The organism is Saccharothrix longispora, from assembly GCF_031455225.1.
GTDB classification, from domain to species: Bacteria; Actinomycetota; Actinomycetes; order Mycobacteriales; family Pseudonocardiaceae; genus Actinosynnema; species Actinosynnema longispora.
Map to the genome: position 1 here is coordinate 7710884 of NZ_JAVDSG010000001.1, position 18905 is coordinate 7729788.

Sequence of the window (18905 nt, forward strand, 5' to 3'; positions counted from 1 at the left end):
ACCTAATGGGAATGATCGAGGGGGCTCGACGCGTTATGCTGTACGAGAAGACCCAAGACCAGGGGGTGAACGGTTTCGACTTTGTGCGTCGATTCAAGGGAAGCGTGCCGGTGCAGGCGAGAGACCACCGCAAGCGTCATCGCAAACCAATAAGCGCCGAGTCTAACGACCAGCGCGCGTTCGCCCTCGCCGCCTGAGGCTAGGAGCGACGCTGTCGGCCCGGAGGAGCCTCCGCTCCGGTCGCCGGCATCAGCTAGGAGGCTCACCACCGCCCTCGGCCACGGGGAGCGGTTGGGACACCCACAGTGGCTGGGCCCGTCACGGTCGCTTGTCCGCGTGATGACCGGGGTCGAGTAGAGACGTAGCGGACTGCGCACGGAGAAGCCTTGATGAGCCGGCAGAGGACCCGGGTTCGATTCCCGGCACCTCCACCCGTGGAACGGCGGGTGCTCGCACGACGAGCACCCGCCGTTCCGCTGTTCACAGGTCGTCGGCCAGCACGCGGGCGATGTTGCGCTCGGCCAGGGCGGTGATCGTCACGAACGGGTTCACCCCGAGCGAGCCCGGGACCAGCGCGCCGTCCGTCACGTACAGGTTCGGGTAGCCGCGCACGCGGCCGTGCCCGTCGGTGACCCGGTCGAGGACCGCGCCGCCGAGCGGGTGGTAGCAGAAGTCGTCGGCGAACGCCTTGCCCCCGCCGAACACGTCGTACCGGTACGTGGTGCCGTTGGCCGCGTTGACCTCGTCGAGCAGCCCCTTCGCGGCGGCCACCGAGGGCGCCGCCTGCGCGCGGGTCCACTGGAGGTCGAGGCGGTCGGCGGCCGGGTCGTAGGTGAACCGGCCCCGGTTCGGGTTCCTGGTGATCGCCAGGTAGAGGCTGACGTAGGTCTCGATCCCGGCGGGGACCGGGGCGATCTCGGCGATCACGTCCCGGACCGGGTCGGTGATGGCCAGCACGGGGATCGCGGACTGCTTGAACCCGGTCGGCTCGTGCAGGTTGTTGTTGCGGGCGGCCATGACGTTGCCGTTGGGGCCCCAGCCCTCGCCGACCTCGTCGGGCAGGTCCGGCAGGTCGCCGGTCTCGCGGGCGCGCAGCAGCAGTTCGGTGGAGCCGAGGCTGCCCGCGCCGAGGAACAGGTGGTCGCACGTCAGCTGCTTCTCGGCGACGAGCGTGCCGTCCTCGGTGATCTGGCGGGCGGTGATCGCGTAGCCGGTGGCCGTCCGCGTGACGCGGGTGACCCGGTGCAGGGGCGCGATGGTGACGTTGCCGGTGCCGACGGCCTGGGCCAGATAGCCCTTGTCCAGGCTGAACTTGCCGTGGTTGTTGCCGTAGAGGACCTCGGTGCCCAGCGCGGACTTCGGCGCCTCGCCGCGTTCCTCGCGCATCATGTGCTCGAACGAGTAGACGTTGGGCAGCAGCCGGGTGCCGTAGCCGGCGCGGCCCGCGAGGGTCCGCGACAGCCGGGCGTACCGGTAGTGGTCGGTGCCCTCGAACCAGGGCTCGGGGATGGAGTTGACCCGCAGCGCCCGGTTGGCCAGGGGGAACCAGGTCGAGTACATCTCGTCCGCGTCGACGGTCGGGAACACCTGCTCGAAGTAGGCCCGGTCCGGGACGACGGCCATGCCGCCGTTGACCAGCGAGCCGCCGCCGACGCCCCGGCCGACGTAGACGCCCATCCCGGGGAACTGCACGCGGTCCAGCACGCCGGCCCACCGCCGGATCGGCCGGTTGGCGAGGTCGAGGAACAGCACGCCGTCGACGGGGGCCTCGGTGCGGTCCCGGAACCACATGGACCGGCGGTCCGGGTTCAGCATGTCGCAGAAGACCTTGCCGTCCGGGCCGGGCGTGGTCCACGCCCGGCCCATCTCCAGCACGAGCGTCCCGACGCCCGCCTGGCCCAGGCGTAACGCGGACACCGCGGCGCCGTAGCCGCTGCCGACGACGATGGCGGGGACGTGCGTGCCGGCCGCGGCGGCACGGCCGGTGGCGAGGGTCCCGGCGGCGAGCGCGGTGACCCCGAAGAAGGTGCGACGGGAAATGTTCTTCATGTCCGGCGACGCTAGGTCAACGGCCGGCGAGGTACCTCTCGATCAAGCCCGCGACCAGGGCGGGGTCCTCCAGCGCCACGGCGTGGGTGGCGTCCACGCGCACCACCTCGCGCGGCCCCTCGACCTCGGCGCGGACCTCGTCGGGGTCGACGCAGTGGACGAGCCGCGTCGGCACGCCGTGCCCGTCGACGTCCACGACCGCCGGGCGTTCGGGATGCCGCAGGTCCGCGGGCGGCCCGCCCGCGCCGTGGCTACCTGCGGGCGGGCGGGGCGGTCATCGGGTCCTCGGGCCAGCGGTGCTTGGGGTAGCGGCCGCGCAGCTCCGCCCTGACCCGCGGGTAACCGGTGCGCCAGAACGACGCGAGGTCGCCGGTCACCGCCGTCGGGCGGCCCGCGGGGGAGAGCAGGTGCAGCACGACCGGCACGCGCCCGTCGGCCAGCCGCGGGGTGTCCGTCCAGCCGAACACCTCCTGCACCTTCACCGGTAGCACCGGCTCCGGCTGCGAGTAGTCGACGCGGACCCGTGAGCCGGAGGGCACCTCGAGCCGGTCGGGCGCGAGTTCGTCGAAGCGCGCGGCGGCGGGCCAGGGCAGCAGCAGGCGCACCACGTGCTCACCGCTGATCCGCTGGAGGTCGGCGCGTCGCCTGGCGTCGCCCAGGTCGACCACCCGCAGGAGCGCCTCGTCGTCCACGGACGGCCACGGCTCGCCCAGCACGCGGTGCAGGAACGCCATCCGCTCGCGCGTCCGCAGCCCGTCCGCGTCCCACCGCAGCAGGCCGACCCCCTCCGCGCGCAGACCCTGGCGGAGCGCGTCCGCGACGGCCGCGCGGTCCCGCAGCGGCTTGCTCGACAACGTGATCGCGCCCAACCTGCGCAGCCGGTTCGCGACCACGTCGCCGTCCCAGCGCACGTCGTCCTCCTCGGCGAGCAGGGCGGGGGCCGCTGTGACGGCCAGTTCCTCGTCGGCCCGCGCGGCCAACCGGACGCGGCCGTGCGCGCGGCCCGGTTCCCGGTCGGCGACGGCGACCGCCAGCCACTCGGCGTCGGCCAACCCGCTGCCGGGCGGCAGCTCGACGGCCGTGCCGCCGGCCATCAGGTACACCGGTGAACCCGGTGACCGCCTGCGCGCCAGCCGCTCGGGGTGGGCGAGGGCGACGACCAACGCCGGGTCACCGCCGGAACCCCCTGTGCCGGAACCCCCTGTGCCGGAACCCCCTGTGCCGGAACCCCCTGTGCCGGAACCCCTGGGGTCGGAACCGCGGTCCGCGACCATCGCCGACAGGCGGCGCACCTCGCGCGGGTCGGCGTCGCGCGGGTCCAGCTCCACACCCCTGCTCGCGCGGTCGTCGTCCAGCAGCGCCACCACCCGCGCGGCCGTGCGGGCGCCCACCGCCTCCGCCCCGTCCAGCAGGGCGCGCGCCAGGCGGGGGTGCAGGCCCAGCTCGGCCATCCGCCTGCCCCGGTCCGTCGCACCCCGGTCGTCCAACGCGCCCAGCGCCCGCAGCACCACCCGGCCCGCGTCGAGCGCACCCGGCGGCGGCGCGTCCCACCAGGCCAGGCCCTCGCCGTCCGGCACGCCCCAGCAGGCCAGCTCCAGCGCCAACCGGGTCAGGTCGGCGGTGCGGATCTCCGGCTCCGGGTAGCGCGGCAGCGTGCTGTGCTCGTGCGCGGGCCAGCAGCGGTAGACCCGCCCCGGCGCCTCGCGCCCCGCCCGACCCGCCCGCTGGTCGGCCACCGCCGCGCTCACCCGCACCGTGACCAGACCCGACATGCCGCGCCGGTGGTCCACCCTCGGCACGCGCGCCAACCCCGAGTCCACCACCGCCCGCACGCCCGGCACGGTCAGGCTCGACTCCGCGACCGCGGTGGCCAGCACCACCCGCCGGCGCGGCCCCGGCCTGAGCGCGTCGTCCTGCGCGGACGCGGCCAGCCGCCCGTGCAGCGGGAGCACGTCCACGTCACCACCGCCGAGCAACCCCGCGCACCGCCGGATCTCCGCCACGCCCGGCAGGAACGCCAGCACGTCGCCGTCACCCTCGGCCAGCGCCCGCCGCACCGCGCGGGCCACCGCCGGCTCGACGCGCTCACCGCGGGCCGGCGGGGTGTGCGCGACGTCCACCGGGAACGTCCGCGCGTCCACCCGCAGCACGGGCGCGTCGCCCAGCAGCTCGGCCAGCCGGTCCGCGGCGACCGTCGCCGACGTGGCCAGCAGCCGCAGGTCCGGCCGCAGCCCCGCCCGCGCGTCGAGCAGCAGCGCCAGCAGCAGGTCCGCGTCCAGGTGCCGCTCGTGGCACTCGTCGAGCAGCACCACGTCCACGCCCGCCAGCTCCGGGTCGTGCTGCAACCGCCGCACGAGCAGACCCGACGTCACCACCTCGATCCGGGTGTCCCTCGACGTCCGCCGGTCGCCGCGCACCGCGTAGCCGACCGTCCGGCCCACCGGTTCGCCCAGCAGGGAGGCCATCCGCGCCGCCGCCGCGCGGGCCGCCAGCCGGCGCGGTTCGGCGACCACGACCCGGCCCTCCAGCGCCAGCGGGACGAGCGTCGTCTTGCCGGTGCCGGGCGGCGCGACCAGCACCGCCGTGCCGTGCTCGGCCAGGGTGCCCGCGATCTCGCCGAGCAGCGGGCGGATCGGCAGGTTCGGGAGCTCCACGGTGGGGCAGTGTGCCAATCCGGGCCGCATGGGGAAGTGGGGAGTCCTCGGCGCGGCGGTGGCGGTGGCCCGCGCGGCGGTGACGGTGGCGGTGTGGCGGCAGGTCCGGCGGCTGCCGGAGCGGGGCGTGCGGGACGGTCGGTGACCGTCGTCGTGCCCGCCCGCGACGAGGAGCGCTCGATCGACCGGTGCCTCACCGCGCTGCGCGCGCAGGACTACGCCGACCTGCGCATCGTGGTCGTGGACGACGCGTTCGCCGACCGGACCGCCGGGATCGTGCGGCGGCACGCCGAGCAGGACCCGCGCGTGACGCTGATCGGCACCTCCGGACCGCCCCCGGGCTGGGCGGGCAAGGTGCACGCGCTGCACGTGGGCACCGCCGGCCTGGACACCGACTGGCTGCCCTGCTTCGACGCCGACACCGAGGCGGCGCCCGACCTGGTCGGCAGGCTCGTCGCCGCGGCCCGGCGCGACCGGGTGGACCTGGTGTCCACCTCCGGGCGCGCGGCACGGCCCGACCCGGCTGGTGGCTGCTGCCGCCCGTCAACCAGCTGCTGTTCGAGTCCACGACCGTGGACGGGCGGCGCGGCAAGGCGCTCGCCGTCGGCCACTGCGTCCTGGTGAGCCGCGAGGCGTACGAGCGGTCCGGCGGCTGGGCGGCCGTCGCCGCGTCCCGGGCGGACGACGTCGACTTCGCCACACTGGTCCGCGACACCGGGGCCGCACGCGGTACTCCGACGGCGCCGACTCCCTCGCCACGTCCGGCATGGACACGTTCGGCGACACGTGGGCGTCGATGCGCAAGTCGACGGTCGCCGGCACGGCCACGTCCGCCAAGGGGCCCCGCACGGCGTTCCTCATGCTCGTCGGCACCGGGACCGCGCACGTCCTGCTTGGGGGCGTGCCGCTGGTCGCCGCGCTGCGCGGGTCCAGGCCCGGCCTCGTCGCCTGGCCCGCCCAGTCCGCCTCGCTGCACGCGTTCCTGCGCCGGGTCCACCAGCCGCGCGCCGCCGCCCTGCTCGGACCGCTCGCGCCGCTGGTGTTCGGGGTGCCGGCGCTGGAGGCGGCGTGGCACGCCCTCCGCGGCACGACGAGGTGGAAGGGCCGCGACGTGCGACGCTGACCGGGTGGTTGACCCGCTGCACGACCCAGACGACCCCGACCTGCTCGACCCCTACCGGGCCCGCGACCTCGCCGGGCTCGTCGAGACCGCCAGGCTCGCCTCCGGCGCGGTCCGCTACGGCAAGGTCGGCCGCGTCGGCGTGGCCCAGGTCGTGGTGAACCGGGACGACCCGCTGCCCACCGGCAACCACGCGTGCGCCGTGTACGGGTCGTCCGCCGAGGTCGCGGGCACCCTGATGGAGCTGGAGCGGACGTTCGCCGACGTGGGGCGCGCCGAGGCCGTGGTCTACGCGTCGCCGACGACCGTGGCCGAGATCGAGGGCCTGGCCGACGACACCGGCTGGCACGCCGTCGAGGAGTCGCTGGTCGCCGTGCACCGCGGGACCGCCGCGACGTCCGCGCGGGTCCGGCGGGCCGAGGACGTCGACCTGCCGGGCGTGGCCGAGCTGCTCGCCGACGACCTCGGCATGGACGGCACGAGGCTCCTGCGGCACCTCGGGCAGCGGTTGGACGACCCCCGGTGCGCGATCCTCGTGGTGGACGACGGCGACCGGCTCGCCGGGTTCGCGTCCGGGTTCGGCGACCGCGGCGTCGGTCTGGTCGAGCACGTCGTCGTGCGCCCGGCCCGCCGTCGGCGCGGGGTCGGCGGCGCGCTGGTCGGCGGCCTGGTGTCCGCGCTGGACGACGCCGGGGCGCTGCTGGTGGCCGCGCAGGTCGCCGAGGGCGGAGCGGGGGAGCGGTTCGCCGAGGCGTGCGGGTTCGAGGTCCGCTACCCGGTGACCGCCTACGCGCGCAGGGTCGACGAACTGCTGGATTGAGCATTTGCTTGCCCCAAGGCATATCCTTAGCAGGGCTAACAGAACTGTGAGAGGGGCGCACGTGCTGGGGAACGACGTGAAGGCCACACCCCGGCTGCCCGGCGAGGTGTGGGTCCTCGTCGTGGCGAGCTTCATCATCGCCATCGGCTTCGGCATCGTCGCACCGGTGCTGCCCGCCTACGCCAAGAGCTTCGACGTCGGCACATTCGCCGTATCCGCCGTCGTCAGCTCGTTCGCGCTGGTCAGGCTGCTGTTCGCGCCCATGAGCGGCCGGCTGGTCAACCGGTTCGGCGAAACCTGGGTCTACATCGTCGGTATCCTCATCGTCGCCGTCGGCACCGGCGCGTGCGGCTTCGCCACCGCCTACTGGCAGCTCATCGTGTTCCGCTGCTTCGCGGGCATCGGCTCCACCATGTTCACCGTCTCCGCCGTCGGCCTGCTCATCCGCATCACGCCCGCCACCCTGCGCGGCCGCGCGTCCGGCCTCTGGGCCACCGGCTTCCTGCTCGGCAACATCGCCGGCCCCATCGTCGGCGCGGCCCTCGTCGAAATCTCCATCCAGGTGCCGTTCGTCGCCTACGCCGTCGCCCTCGTCATCGCCGCACTCGTCGTCTGGTGGTTCCTGCGGCGGTCCACGCTCACCGCGCTCGACACCTCCACCGCACAGCCGTCCATGACCGTGCGCGACGCCGTGCGCTCATCCGCCTACCGCGCCGCCCTCGCCTCCGGGTTCGCCAACGGCTGGGCCGTCTTCGGCGTGCGGATCTCGCTCGTCCCGCTGTTCGTCGTCGAGGCGCTGCGCAGCACTCCCGCCATGGCCGGCATCTCGCTGTCCGTGTTCGCCGTCGGCAACGCCGCCGTGCTCATGATCTCCGGGAAGCTGTCCGACACCATCGGCCGCAAGCCCATGGCCATCGCCGGCCTCGCCGTGTCGTGCTTCGGCACCGTGTGGCTCGGATTCACCACCGACGTGCCGCTGTTCATGGTCGCCTCGCTCGTCGCCGGCGTCGGCGCCGGCCTCCTCAACCCGCCGCAGAACGCCGTCGTGGCCGACGTCATCGGCGCCAAGGCCAAGGGCGGACCCGTGCTCGCCGCGTTCCAGATGGTCGCCGACTGCGGCGCCATCGTCGGACCGCTGCTCGCCGGCGTCCTCGTCGACCACGTCTCCTACCAGGCCGCGTTCACGCTGACGGGTGCCATGGCCGGCCTCGCCCTGCTGTTCTGGCTCTTCGCCCCCGAGACACTGCCCCGCGTCGAGGAATCGCACGTCGCGTCGGACGTGGCCGGCGAGTGCGGCACGCTCGACGAGGGCCCCGAGGTGCCCGTCGGCGAACGCATCGCGGGCCGCCCGCGTCAGCCGGACGCGTGATCGCACTCAGGTTCCGCTCAGCATCCCTCGGTAGCCTGCGTGCGCAGGTGGACCGGGAAGGATTTGCGACGTGGGTGGCGCTGAGCGCAACGCTCGGAAGAAGAAGCAGGAGCAGCGGGCGGCCAAGGCGGTCGTCGCGGCACGGGGTGCCTCCGGGGACCGGAACAAGGTCGTCATCGGCGTGGCCGTCGTCGTCGTGCTCGCGCTGGTCGTGATCGGCGGCGTGATCTGGACGGCACAGAGCAAGGACTCCGCGGACGGCGCGCTCACACCGCCGACCGACGTGACGGGGGTGTCCGCGCCGATCGAGCGCGAGGGCGGCGTCGTCGTGGTCGGCGAAGAGTCGGCGAAAGCCACGATCGACCTGTACGAGGACTTCCTCTGCCCGGCGTGCGGCCAGTTCAAGAAGATCTACGGCCCCCGGATCAAGCAGGAGATCGAAGCGGGCACGCTGCGCGTGCGCTACCACGCCCTGCCCTTCCTGATCCGCTACTCCGACCCCGAGGGCTACTCCCGCGACTCCGCCAACGCGGCGCTGTGCGCGGCCGACGAGGGCAAGTTCTGGGAGTACCACGAGTCGCTGTTCGCCGCGCAGCCCGAGGAGGGCGGCCCTGGTTACACCAAGGAGGAGTTGGTGAAGCTGGGCACCGACCTCGGCATCACCGGTGACGCGTTCAAGCAGTGCGTCGACAGCGACACCCACGTGGCCGAGGCCCAGGCCGAGCTGGACGCGGCGAAGGGGACCGGGAACTTCAAGGGCACGCCCACCGTGATGAAGGACGGCCAGGTCGTCGACTTCGGCGACGAGAACTGGTTGAGCAACCTCGTCGGGTAGGCCCGGGGCGGTCGCACCTGCGCCTAGCTGCCGGAACGTCCTTGGGGGACCCCCGATTTCACTCGGGCGCACCTCGTGATGTACGGTATTGCCACACGAGAACGAAGGGCCACGAAGCCCGGCGGGAACGTGTGAGGCAAGGGGCTGTGGCGCAGCTGGTAGCGCATCACACTGGCAGTGTGAGGGTCAGGGGTTCGAGTCCCCTCAGCTCCACAATTTGATACAGCATACGAATCGCCCGCTGACCTGCGGTAATGCAGGTGGCGGGCGATCTTGTTTTAGGTCCACTGTGGATGGTCGCACGCCTGGCTGGAGCAAATCTGGAGTGGGTACCGAGATCCCGCGAAATGGGGTCACGGGACTGCTCCAGGAACCTGTCGCCCGTCCAGGTGGTAACCGGTGGGACCGCAGGACCCACATGCACCGCTCGCCGGGACGATGAGGGTTACCCGGCCGATGGTGTCCTGGATCTGGCGCTAACGCTGCATATGGCCGTGCCGATGACCGTAGTGGACGAAGGCGAAATGGCCGTGTGCGCAAAGATGCTCCTGTGACGCACCGGCTGCCGCAGTCTGTGCGCTGCCTGTTCGGACGGCGCGCACGGGCTCGCGCTGGGCGTCCAGCGTTCATTGTCGAGTGAGCCTCTTGAGGAGCCTTGTGAGCACCCTCGGTAGCTTCATCTGGTCGATCGCCGACCAGCTTCGGGGTCCCTACCGCCCCAACCAGTACGGCAACGTGATCCTCCCGCTCACGATCCTGCGCCGCCTCGACTGCATCCTCGAGCCCGACCGGGAGACGGTCTGGGAGTTGGCTGCGAAGTACGACAACCCGAACCGGCTCAGGATCGAGGTCAAGAAGGCGACTGGCCGGCCGTTCTACAACACCTCGAACTACTCCTTCGCCAACCTGCTGGCTGACGCCGACGGGCTGGCGGACAACCTGGCCGACTACATCGACCGGTTCTCGCCCGATGTCGACGTGTTCGAGTACTTCGACTTCAAGAAGGAGATCCTCGCTCTGGAGAAGGCGGGGCTCCTACGTGAGGTCATCACGTCCTTCAAGGCCGTTGACCTGCATCCGGACGTCGTCTCCAACGCCGACATGGGCGACGCGTTCGAGTACATCATCCGCAAGTTCAACGAGGCCGCGAACGAGACCTCCGGTGACCACTACACCCCACGGGACGCGATCCGACTGCTGGTCGACCTGCTCTTCGCCGAGAAGGATGTCGACCTGGGCGACCCCGGCATCGTCCGCACGCTGTATGACCCCACAGCAGGCACCGGCGGCATGCTCGCCTTGGCCGAGGAGCACTTGCTCGCGTACAACCCGAATGCGAAGCTGAGCCTGTACGGCCAGGAGTACAACCCACAGTCGTACGCGATCTGCAAGTCCGACCTGCTCGCCAAAGGTCACGATGCGACCAACATCGCCTTCGGTAACACGCTGACCGATGACGCGTTCAGGGGCCGCCAGTTCGACTTCTGCATGTCTAACCCGCCGTACGGCGTCGACTGGAAGCAGTACGCCAAGGCGATCACGAAGGAGCGCGACGAAGCGGGCCCTTACAGCCGGTTCGCCCCCGGTCTCCCGTCGACCTCGGACGGGCAAATGCTCTTCCTGCTCCACCTCGTTCACAAGATGCGGGCGCCGGAGGACGGCGGTGGTCGGGCCGGGATCGTGATGAACGGCTCGCCGCTCTTCAACGGCGCCGCCGAGTCCGGCCCCTCCAATATTCGCAAGTGGCTGCTGGAGAACGACCTGGTCGATGCCATCGTTGCGTTGCCGATCAATATGTTTTTCAACACCGGCATCGCCACCTACATCTGGGTCCTGGACAACGCCAAGCGCTCCGAGCGCAAGGGCAAGGTGCAACTTATCGACGGCACCTCGTTCTGGACCAAGATGCGCAAAAACCTCGGCGCCAAGAACCGTGAGCTCAGCGAGGCGGACCGAGTCAAGGTCGTGAAGCTGTACGCCGACTTCGCCGACGCCGACTCCGACTACTCCAGGCTGCTGCGCAATGACGAGTTCGGCTACTGGACCATCACCGTCGAGCGCCCGCTCCTCGACGAGTCCGGCCAGCCGGTTCTTGACCGCAGGGGCAAGCCCAAGCCGGACACGAAAAAGCGCGACACCGAGAACGTCCCGTTCACCTACGGTGGCTCGACCGCCGGTGCTGGTGGCAAAGTCGAGGTTATCCGGGCGTATTTTGACGCCGAGGTGACCCCGCACGTCCCTGATGCTTGGATTGACTGGACCAAGGTAAAAACCGGCTACGAGATCCCCTTCACTCGCCACTTCTACAAGTACGTCCCACCTCGCCCTCTCGCTGAGATCGACGCCGACCTGGAAAAGCAGGTAACCAAGATCCTCGACCTGCTGCGGGAGGTGGAAGGATGAGCATTCGGGAAGAGTTGTCGGCAGCGCCTGTCGTGCCCTTGCGATATCTCGTTTCCTTCAATCCTCGCCCCACGTTGAACGCAGGCGGCGATGCGGTCTACCTGCCGATGGAAGCGATCTCCGAATTCGGTCCGGTAGATACGAGCCGTCGCCGACCGATCGCCGATCTGCGTCAGGGGTACTCCTACGTGGCGAACGGTGACGTTGCGTTCGCAAAAGTGACTCCATGTTTCGAGAACGGCAAAGGCTTCGTTGCGCGTGATCTCCCGGCCGGTCAGGCCTTCGCAACGACAGAAGTCACTGTGATGCGGCCATCCGCCGAAATCGAGGCGGATTATCTCGGTTGGGTGCTCCAGTCGTCCCACTTCCTCAAGCAGGGCGAATCCCACATGACCGGGTCGGGTGGCCTTCGTCGTGTCCCTGAATCTTTTGTGGGATCGTACTCGATTCCACTGCCTGACCGTCGGATGCAGCGGGACGTAGCGGGCTTCCTTGCTCGCGAGACCGCCCGCATCGACACGCTCATCGATGAGCAGCAGCTACTGATCGAAATGCTCCACGAGCGACGGCGCGCACTTCGGGTACACGTGGCGCTGCATGGAACTGCACCAGCTGAGGAAATCAAGAGCCCTTTGCGGTGGGCAAGCCAGCTTCCTGCGAGTTGGCGCGTTGTCCCCCTGACTTCAGTCGCTCAACTTGAAAGTGGGCACACGCCAAGCCGTTCCCGAGAAGATTGGTGGACGGACTGTTACATCCCATGGGTGAGTCTTCACGACGTTGGCACTATGCGTGGAATTAAGTATCTTCACGACACCAAACAGCGCATCAGCGACGCAGGGCTCGCCAACAGTTCCGCGCGGTTGCTTCCCGCACGCACTGTCGTTCTCTCCCGGGACGCGACTGTGGGAAGGGCGGCGATTATGGGTGTTCCGATGGCGACGTCGCAGCACTTTGCCGCGTGGGTATGTGGACCGCTCCTCGATCCTGAGTACCTGTGGGTATTGTTCACGGATGCGATGCAACCTTTCTTCGATTCTTTCCAGAATGGGTCGACAATACGCACGATCGGTATGGGGGACCTCAAGGCCTTCCGTATCCCGCTCCCACCTCTCGATGAGCAGCGGCGAATCGTCGAGCACCTGGACGAGGAGACCCCGAAGATCAACACGTTGATCACTGAGACGGAGCGGTTCATCGAACTTGCCCGCGAACGCCGGGCAGCGCTAATCACGGCGGCGGTTATGGGACAGATCGACGTACGGGAGATGGCGTGATGGCGGACCACTACGAGGTCGTCTTCGAGACTGAGATCTGCACGTACTTGGCCGATCATGGGTGGCTCTACTCAGACGACGACACCGGTTACGACCGGGAACGTGGGCTGTTGCCCGAGGATCTGTTCGCCTGGTTGGAGGAGACGCAGTCAGTCGCGTACGAGAAGGCTTTGAAGGCTGCAGGATCGAAGGCGAAGTTCCTCGACGTGCTGGCCACGGCGCTCAACAAGCCTCTCGAACATGGTGGCGGGACGCTGAACATCCTGCGCAATGGCGTGCAGTACCTCGGTGGTGGCCGGTTGAAGATGGCGCAGTTCCGCCCCGAGACCAGCCTGAACGCGACCACCAACGAGCAGTACGCGGCGATGCGGGTGCGGGTGATGCGCCAGGTGCGTTTCTCCACCGCCGACCAGCGCAGCATCGACCTAGTCTTCTTCGTCAACGGGTTACCGGTGGCCACCGTCGAGTTGAAAACCGACTTCACCCAGTCCCTCGACGAGGCGATCAACCAGTACCGCAAGAAGCGGAACCCGCTGACCAACGGTCGGCCGGAGCCGCTGCTGTCGTTCGGGCATCGGGCGCTGGTGCACTTCGCGGTGTCCAACGACCTGGCCGCGATGACCACCAAGCTGGAAGGCGAAAAGACGCATTTCCTGCCGTTCAACATGGGCTACGACGCTGGCGCAGGGAACCCGCCCGGCGCGGGCGGCCGTTCGGCGACGGCGTACCTGTGGGAGCGGGTTTGGGAGAAACACGCCTGGCTCAACATCATCGGCCGACTGATGATCGTGGAGACCAAAGAGGAGTGGGACGTCGCCACCGGCACCTCAGTACGGCGTACCAGCATGCTCTTCCCGCGGTACCACCAATGGGAGGCCGTGACGAACATCGTGGCCGCGGTGAGTGCGGAGGGGGTGGGGCAGCGCTACCTGGTCGAGCACTCGGCGGGGTCGGGGAAGACGAACACCATCGCCTGGACCGCGCACCGGTTGGCGCGGCTGCACGTGAACGATGAGAAGGTCTTCGACTCGGTGATCGTGGTTGTGGACCGCACGGTGCTCGACGGGCAACTCCAAGAAGCCATCCGGCAGATCGACGGGTCGGGGAACATTGTGGCCACGATCAGCCCAGAGGACGTCCGCAAGGCAGGGGCGAAGTCGAAGTCCAAGCTGCTGGCGACCGCGTTGAAGAACGGTGAACTGATAATCGCGGTGACGGTGCAGACCTTCCCGTTCGCGCTCAAGGAAATTCGGGTCGATAAGGGTCTGAAGGGCAAACGGTTCGCGGTGATCGCGGACGAGGCGCACTCTTCGCAGTCCGGCCAGATCTCCTCCAAGCTCAAGGCGGTGCTGACCGCCGAGGAGGTCGAGGAGATCGAGGAGGGCGGCTCCGTCGACGTGGAGTCGATCTTGGCCGCGGAGATGACCGAGCGGGCCGAGTCGAAGAACATCTCCTACTTCGCGTTCACCGCGACGCCGAAGAACAAAACCTTGGAGCTCTTCGGCCGCAAGGGCCCTGACGGGAAACCGGTCGAGTTCCACCTCTACTCGATGCGGCAGGCGATCGAGGAGGGCTACATCCTCGATGTGCTCAGGGGCTACCAGTCCTACGACACTGCACTAAAGATCGCCGGTCAGCTCGAGAGTGGTGACGGTGACGTGGTGGTGGAGGAGGCTACGGCACGTAAAGGGCTGATGCGGTGGGTGAAGCTGCACCCCACCAACATCAGCCAGAAGGTGCAGATCATCGTCGAGCACTTCCACGTCAACGTCGCACACCTGCTGGAGGGCAAGGCGAAGGCGATGGTCGTGACCGACTCGCGCAAAGCCGCGGTGAAGTACAAGAAGGCGATCGACGCCTACATCGCCAAGCGTGCCGCCCAGGACGCCTCGTACAATTACCGCACCCTGGTCGCCTTCTCCGGCTCGGTGACGATGGCCGAGGACGAGGAGTGGGTCTCGGCCTGGGGGCCGCAGCCCGGCAAGGACGACGAGTTCACCGAGGCCAACCTGAACCCCGGCGCCGGCTCGGACCTGGCCGCCGCCTTCAAGGGCGCGACGTACAAGGTCATGCTGGTCGCCAACAAGTTCCAGACGGGGTTTGACCAGCCGCTGCTCTCGGCGATGTACGTCGACAAGAAACTTTCCGGAGTCGCTGCGGTGCAGACGCTCTCGCGGCTCAACCGCACCCACCGCACCGCAGGTGGGGAGCAGAAGCGCAAGACGTTCGTCATCGACTTCGTCAACAAGCCCGAGGACATTCGGACCGCGTTCGAGCCGTACTTCACCAACGCCACGCTGGAGACTGAGACCGACCCGTACGTCGTGTTCCACCTCGCCACCAAGCTCGATCAGGCTGGGATCTACACGCCGGAGCAGGTGCGCGAAGTCGCAGGGCTGTGGGTCACCCGGAAGGGCAACAACGCGCTCTCGGCCGCGATCAGCCCTGCCAAGAACGAATTTGCCCGCCGCTACGCGGCTGCGATCGAGGCTGGCGACAAGGTCACCCTCAACACCCTCGACCTGTTCCGCAAGGACGTCTCCACCCTCGTCCGGCTCTACGACTTCATGAGTCAGATCGTCGACTACGGCGACGCGTACATGGAGATGCTGTCGATCTTCCTGCGGCTCCTGGAGAAGGTCATCGCAGACTCGTCCTGGGCCGCGGAGGTCGACCTTTCCGATGTGGTCTTGGTCGGAGTCAAGCACAGCAAGGGGACCGCGGTCGACATCTCGCTGACCGGCGACGGCGAGCTGAAGGGGATCGGCGCTGCGGGCACCGGCACCCGGAAGGAGCCTAAGTACGTCGCCCTCCAGGTCGTCATCGACAAGATGAACGACCTCTTCGGTGCCGAGTCGTTCACCGCGTCACAGGTCCGTGAGTTCGTGCAGGGACTGGTGCAGCGGTTGCTCACCTACCCGGACCTGATCAACCAGACCAAGGTCAACTCGAAGAAGCAGTTCATGGAGTCGCAGGACTTCCAGGCAGCCGTCACTGAGGCGGTCGTCGACAACCAAGAAGCCCACAACACCATGGCCGACTACTTCTTCAGCGACGGACCTAGCATCAGCGCTGTCATCATGGCCCTCGCAGACGCCTTCTACGAGGCCGCGATCGATCAGCGGACGGACGTGTGAGCGGCCCTGCCCCGCAGAGCAGCTCGCCTCGGCGCCAGCCGTGGATCACGAGTCACGGCAAGGTTATTTCGTCTGCTGTTGCCGCACCTAGGACCACGACCGCACCGCCCAGCCTGTCATCACCGCCTACCCCGCCGGTACCCACGACGAGGCATTTACTGAAGGACAGGTGATCGACAAGCGGTTCGTCCGACTGGTCGTCACCGCGTGACGGTGCTCCGCCCACCTCGGTGACCACCGAAGCCGCATCCGGGCACTCGGCCATGCGGATGGGCGGCACGAACGCTCCTCACCTGTTCCGGCTGGCCCGCTCAGGGGTGTCGTGGCGGTACTGATTGGCATCCGGGTGGTTACAGCCCGTACTGCCCGCTGGGCTCGTGTGGAGTGCGGTAGGACTGAGGGTGTTTCACCGCGTGCCCGGTTGCGAACGGAGAAGCTCGATGCCCGACCGCAGCGGTTCTGCCCGCATCGTTGGTGACGCGCAGCCGCAGATTTGGACGCCGCCCGCACCGCGTGAGCTGCCCGCGCTGCGGGCTGCGCTGGCGGAGTACCTGCGCAGCCCGTTGCAGCTTCAGACTCAGACGCAGTTGCTGCAGACCAGCACGCCGGGCACGCTGCGGCCTAACACCGGCGACCCGGCCCGGGACGCCCGGCTGCTACTGGAGCAGGAGCGCACGCGGCTGGCCGAGGCAGTGTTGTACTACGTCACCGAGGACATGACCCGGCTGGCGCTGGCGGCGGCCACCACGTTGCCGGTGCACTCCTTTCACCCCGACGACGTGCCGACCGAATCCGGGTTCCTGGTCTTCGCGGAACCGATCGCCGCTTACCACCCTGAACCGGACCCGGAACAGACGGTGACCATCGTGGCCGTGTCCTGGGGACCGCTGGCCGCTGTGGTGCGCGGTGGCCAGTCGGGCGTATGGCTGACGTTCTGGTCGATGACCGACTACGAGGCCGACGCGGCCTGGCTGCACCGCCAAGGCGTGCCGCTGCAGCAGGCCCGTGCACGAATCCGTCAGGTACGTGCCGAGCTGACCTGGGACAACGAGGTCGCCCTGCGCTACGGCGCCAGCACCCTGGCGGTAGTGGACCACCACGAGCACGGCACGGTCGTGCACAAGGACCGCCTGGACACCCCCGACGGGGGATGGGACACGATCAAGGACACCACCGCGGCTTGGGCGCACATCGTGCGTACGACCTGGCTCCTGATGACCCAGGCCGGTGTCGTCGACATCGACGAACCGCATCTGCCGCGCAGCCTGCGCCGCCGCGCCGAACGCGACAGCTACAACCCCCACGGCGTCCGCGTCGTCCGAATCCGCCACCGCGGCGACGTTCCCGCCCGCGACGACCACGCCGCGGCGCACGACCAGCGCACCTACCGGGTGCGCTGGACCGTGTGCGGCCTTAACCGAACATCACTCAAAGTAGGCGGAGGTTCTGCCCCATCTGAGTGAGTTGGATGTAGTGCACTGAGGGGTGAAGTTCCGCTCTGCGCGTGCCGGGCGTGTCGCTATTGGCTGGGGCGCCGAGCCGCGAATGATCACTCAGTTCCGCGAAACGCGGACCCCTTCTCGGATCGGGACATTACGCGCTCCACGATGCGTTCGGCAACCCGCGAGGTGTCTTTCCATTTCATGGCGAGCTTGTCTGCGTCCATTCCGTGCTCGGCGATGATGTCGCGGAGTTGTTCTAGGTCTAGTTCTAGTAGTCGTTCACGCAGTCCGTCGGCACCTACCTCGTTGAACACGGCGAATGGGTCCCACGGGCCGGGGGTACGCCGATTGGATCTAGCCCGCCCAGTGTGTGCGCTTGACGGCGTATCGGTGGTTCGTGGCCTCGCAGCGCGCGAGGTGCTCGCGACGTCCTCCCGTGTGGCGAGCGCAACAGCCAGGGAACGGGCCAGGCGACCATTTCGGACTGCTTCTCCGGCGACAGCGCTCACCAGGCGCGCTAGTTGCGCTGCGAGAATGGCGTCACGCTGAGCCAGGTCGAGCAGGGCCGCCGCCGCGTCCTCCACCGCCGGACCTACTGCCGCGTCGTTGGTCGTCGGGCGTTCCGAGGTGTCGTTTCGACTGGCAGTCTCTCGGGCAGTCACAACGACGCCTCTGCGCGCTTGATGAACTCTTCGGTCAGATTCCTTAGCAATGGGAACATGCCCGCATATCCGTACTTCTGCCGCAGAGTAGACACGGCCACATGCTCCGCCGCCGATGCCACCTGATTCGCTTCGGGGACCATTTCATCAAAGAGTTCTGGCAAGGTCGAATCAGTTTTCATCCGTGCAAGCGTGTTCTCGTGCACCGTCGTGCCCGTCCGGTATTTCGTTACCACGATCCCGAGTTCGACGATATCTTCCCCGATGTCTCGAGCGAAATCTGCCACCCGCGACTGGATCTGCGGGATGCCGTACGTCGACAGCACGTCCGGGATCGTGGGAATGATGTAGCCGTTAGAGATGCGCAGGCCGTTCAGGGTGACGATGCCGAGATTCGGTGGACAATCGATGAGCACGTAGTCGTAGTTGGGGAGAAGCGGGCGCACCGCCTTGTGTAGCAGGTCCACCGGCCTCGACGCATAGAACCGGCCTGATGGCATAGTCGCGAGCCGGTCCTGGACGTCGATGAGATCGAGAGACGACGGCAGCAGGTCGACCGTGCCGACCGCGCTAACCGGGGAAACGCCTTTCTGTAGTGTGGCCTTTAGATCGAACTTCTCAGGCTCGTTGTCCGGGCGTAGCGCGTCATGAAACAGAGTCGCTAGTGTGTGGCCCTTGTCATTCAGTTTCGACCAACGGTTCTCGCTGATGAGGATGGTTGTGGCATTCGTCTGCGGATCCAAGTCGACGACCAGGACTTTCCGACCGAACTCGCCGGAGAGGAACTCCGCCAAGGCGACGGTCGTGGTGGTCTTGCCGACCCCTCCCTTGAGGTTGATCGTCGAGACGATGTACGTCATGTTTTTTCTCCTTCGCGCCAAGTAGCGTTCGATCTGATCTAGTCGAAACACCGGGCCGGAGCGCAATTCCGCTACCGGGCGTGGGAACTTCAGGTCTCGGACCCGCCAGTTGGCGACGACGGTCCGGCCTACGTTCGCCATCTGGGCGATTTCGGCCAGGCCGACGAGCTGCCCTTCGGGGAAGTCCAAGTTCAACTCCTTGCACTGTGGATGTCGTTCACGAACGGTACATGCTGCTGTGAACGTTGTCCACACTATGGCTCGTGTCGGCTCGTATGAG

Annotated in this window: 14 protein-coding genes, 1 tRNA gene and 1 other RNA gene; 11 read left to right on the plus strand and 5 right to left on the minus strand. The window is 68.3% G+C overall.

What is annotated here, in order from left to right; genetic code table 11:
- Nucleotides 1-61 precede the first annotated feature (61 nt).
- Nucleotides 62-434: a transfer-messenger RNA gene (gene ssrA / locus J2S66_RS33760) on the plus strand.
- A gap of 46 nt (nucleotides 435-480) precedes the next feature.
- On the opposite strand, the gene J2S66_RS33765 is transcribed toward ssrA, so the two are convergent.
- Genes J2S66_RS33765 through hrpB form a run of 3 tightly spaced genes read right to left on the minus strand, consistent with a single transcriptional unit; the run spans nucleotide 481 to nucleotide 4703 of the window.
- Nucleotides 481-2049: a GMC oxidoreductase gene (locus J2S66_RS33765; protein WP_310312854.1), complete on the minus strand. Its 1569-nt coding sequence runs from the start codon at nucleotides 2047-2049 to the stop codon at nucleotides 481-483.
- Between the two features lie 16 nt (nucleotides 2050-2065).
- The gene (locus tag J2S66_RS33770; RefSeq protein WP_310312857.1) at nucleotides 2066-2245 is read right to left on the minus strand and encodes a hypothetical protein; all 180 of its coding nucleotides are present in this window, start codon (nucleotides 2243-2245) and stop codon (nucleotides 2066-2068) included.
- A 55-nt stretch (nucleotides 2246-2300) separates the two neighbouring features.
- Nucleotides 2301-4703 carry an ATP-dependent helicase HrpB gene (hrpB, locus tag J2S66_RS33775; protein WP_310312860.1) on the minus strand — a complete coding sequence of 801 codons (2403 nt, stop codon included), beginning with the start codon at nucleotides 4701-4703 and terminating at the stop codon, nucleotides 2301-2303.
- 141 nt (nucleotides 4704-4844) lie between these two features.
- Here hrpB and J2S66_RS33780 point away from each other — a divergent pair, with 141 nt between their 5' ends.
- The 9 genes from J2S66_RS33780 to J2S66_RS33820 all read left to right on the plus strand — a co-directional run bounded on the left by J2S66_RS33780 (nucleotide 4845) and on the right by J2S66_RS33820 (nucleotide 15661).
- A complete protein-coding gene (locus tag J2S66_RS33780) occupies nucleotides 4845-5327 on the plus strand; it encodes a glycosyltransferase family 2 protein (protein ID WP_310312863.1) in 483 nt (160 codons plus the stop codon).
- Between the two features lie 142 nt (nucleotides 5328-5469).
- Complete coding sequence (locus J2S66_RS33785) at nucleotides 5470-5826, plus strand: hypothetical protein (RefSeq protein ID WP_310312866.1); 357 nt, start codon at nucleotides 5470-5472, stop codon at nucleotides 5824-5826.
- Between the two features lie 4 nt (nucleotides 5827-5830).
- Complete coding sequence (locus J2S66_RS33790; protein ID WP_310312869.1) at nucleotides 5831-6643, plus strand: GNAT family N-acetyltransferase; 813 nt, start codon at nucleotides 5831-5833, stop codon at nucleotides 6641-6643.
- A 61-nt stretch (nucleotides 6644-6704) separates the two neighbouring features.
- Complete coding sequence (locus J2S66_RS33795) at nucleotides 6705-8012, plus strand: MFS transporter (RefSeq protein ID WP_310312872.1); 1308 nt, start codon at nucleotides 6705-6707, stop codon at nucleotides 8010-8012.
- A 70-nt stretch (nucleotides 8013-8082) separates the two neighbouring features.
- Complete coding sequence (locus tag J2S66_RS33800) at nucleotides 8083-8847, plus strand: DsbA family protein (protein ID WP_310312874.1); 765 nt, start codon at nucleotides 8083-8085, stop codon at nucleotides 8845-8847.
- A gap of 140 nt (nucleotides 8848-8987) precedes the next feature.
- A tRNA-Ala gene (locus tag J2S66_RS33805) sits at nucleotides 8988-9060 on the plus strand.
- Nucleotides 9061-9504: 444 nt separating this feature from the next.
- Nucleotides 9505-11250, plus strand: coding sequence for a type I restriction-modification system subunit M (locus tag J2S66_RS33810; protein ID WP_310312877.1), 1746 nt, complete (start codon nucleotides 9505-9507; stop codon nucleotides 11248-11250).
- Nucleotides 11247-12524: a restriction endonuclease subunit S gene (locus tag J2S66_RS33815; RefSeq protein WP_310312880.1), complete on the plus strand. Its 1278-nt coding sequence runs from the start codon at nucleotides 11247-11249 to the stop codon at nucleotides 12522-12524. The genes J2S66_RS33810 and J2S66_RS33815 overlap by 4 nt, the downstream gene beginning before the upstream one ends.
- On the plus strand, nucleotides 12524-15661 hold the full coding sequence (locus J2S66_RS33820; protein ID WP_310312883.1) for a type I restriction endonuclease subunit R: 3138 nt from the start codon (nucleotides 12524-12526) through the stop codon (nucleotides 15659-15661). Before J2S66_RS33815 ends, J2S66_RS33820 begins: the two co-directional genes overlap by 1 nt.
- 52 nt (nucleotides 15662-15713) lie before the next feature.
- Here the strand turns inward: J2S66_RS33820 and J2S66_RS33825 are convergent, their stop codons facing one another.
- A complete protein-coding gene (locus J2S66_RS33825) occupies nucleotides 15714-15941 on the minus strand; it encodes a hypothetical protein (RefSeq protein WP_310312886.1) in 228 nt (75 codons plus the stop codon).
- A gap of 160 nt (nucleotides 15942-16101) precedes the next feature.
- Here J2S66_RS33825 and J2S66_RS33830 point away from each other — a divergent pair, with 160 nt between their 5' ends.
- Nucleotides 16102-17124 (plus strand): hypothetical protein, encoded by a 1023-nt coding sequence (locus tag J2S66_RS33830; protein WP_310312889.1) that lies wholly within the window; start codon nucleotides 16102-16104, stop codon nucleotides 17122-17124.
- Between the two features lie 637 nt (nucleotides 17125-17761).
- Here J2S66_RS33830 and J2S66_RS33835 read toward each other — a convergent pair.
- Nucleotides 17762-18814, minus strand: a complete 1053-nt coding sequence (locus J2S66_RS33835; protein ID WP_310312892.1) for a ParA family protein — start codon at nucleotides 18812-18814, stop codon at nucleotides 17762-17764.
- Between the last annotated feature and the right edge of the window lie 91 nt (nucleotides 18815-18905).

Coding starts and splice junctions, on each gene's coding strand:
- J2S66_RS33785 (WP_310312866.1), top strand. CDS start 5,470: ATGGACACGTTCGGCGACACGTGGGCGTCGATGCGCAAGTCGACGGTC.
- J2S66_RS33815 (WP_310312880.1), top strand. CDS start 11,247: ATGAGCATTCGGGAAGAGTTGTCGGCAGCGCCTGTCGTGCCCTTGCGA.
- J2S66_RS33765 (WP_310312854.1), bottom strand. CDS start 2,049: ATGAAGAACATTTCCCGTCGCACCTTCTTCGGGGTCACCGCGCTCGCC.
- J2S66_RS33830 (WP_310312889.1), top strand. CDS start 16,102: ATGCCCGACCGCAGCGGTTCTGCCCGCATCGTTGGTGACGCGCAGCCG.
- J2S66_RS33820 (WP_310312883.1), top strand. CDS start 12,524: ATGGCGGACCACTACGAGGTCGTCTTCGAGACTGAGATCTGCACGTAC.